This is a genomic window from Vibrio sp. 811, assembly GCF_033339195.1.
In genome coordinates this window covers 1-904 of sequence record NZ_JAWOUB010000180.1, presented here as the reverse complement: position 1 = coordinate 904, position 904 = coordinate 1, and the positions used below count along the sequence as shown (strand labels likewise).

At 49.0% G+C, this 904-nt stretch carries 2 protein-coding genes; one reads left to right on the top strand and one right to left on the bottom strand.

Annotated features, from left to right (window positions below; genetic code table 11):
* A partial coding sequence (locus R7Q46_RS25680) for a YdcF family protein (RefSeq protein WP_318078015.1) occupies positions 1 to 324 on the top strand: 324 nt, incomplete at its 5' end.
* A 77-nt stretch (positions 325 to 401) separates the two neighbouring features.
* Here R7Q46_RS25680 and R7Q46_RS25675 read toward each other — a convergent pair.
* Complete coding sequence (locus R7Q46_RS25675; RefSeq protein WP_005460420.1) at positions 402 to 824, bottom strand: organic hydroperoxide resistance protein; 423 nt, start codon at positions 822 to 824, stop codon at positions 402 to 404.
* Positions 825 to 904 lie beyond the last annotated feature (80 nt).

Sequence of the window (904 nt, the reverse complement as noted above, 5' to 3'; positions counted from 1 at the left end):
AAAGACCGCATCATCGAAGAAAACTACGCCACCAGCACGGTAGGCAATGCCCTGTTCAGCAGCTACGCCTTGGCGCGCCACAACATCAAACACGCGACCATTATCAGCTCGGCAAGTCACGTGCGTCGCGGTCAAACCTTGTTTGAAATCGCTAGTTGGCAAACTGGCCCGCAGGGCATCACTTTCGACACCGTAAGTTACCCAGACAAACCCCTCAAAGACTTAGCGAAAGCCATCGAGAGCGAACTACTTGGCATTTACCGCGATGCGCTGCGTACTTACGGTATGTGGAGTTATCGCTCTTACCCGTTGGAGTCGCGTTAACCCTTATCACCCTATTCAAATCGAAAAAAGCCTGCACGTTCGCAGGCTTTCTTGCATTAGAACAGTATCTAAAGCGATTAGATCGCTTCGCCATTTACTGTAACTGCGACGTCAATGTTGCCACGAACGGCATTTGAGTATGGGCAGACTTGGTGAGCAATGCGCGTCAGCTCTAGTGCTTGTTCTTGTGGTAGGTCTAACTCTGCCGCGAGGCCAACGGTCAAAGCAAAGCCACCGTTTTCATTCGGGCCAATGCCTACTTCAGCTGTCACAGGTGCGCTCTTTAGCGCTACTTTAGCTTCACGCGCAACGTGCAAAATCGCGTTAGAGAAACAAGCCGAGTAACCCGCTGCAAACAGTTGTTCTGGGTTAGTTGCTGCGCCTGTACCACCCATCTCTTTTGGGTAAGCAAGTTCAAGATCCAGCAGACCATCGTTGGTTTTTACTTGACCATTACGGCCAGCCAGAGCAGTAGCTTGAGTTTTGTATAATGTTGTCATGCAAATATCCTCTTTGATTTAAGTTGCGCACAATTTAATTGCTTGCAACCTTACATCGAAACAACGATAGTTTGCAACTA

What these genes read in the sequence shown, in the direction of transcription:
- R7Q46_RS25675 (WP_005460420.1), bottom strand. Translation starts at nt 824, where the DNA reads ATGACAACATTATACAAAACTCAAGCTACTGCTCTGGCTGGCCGTAAT.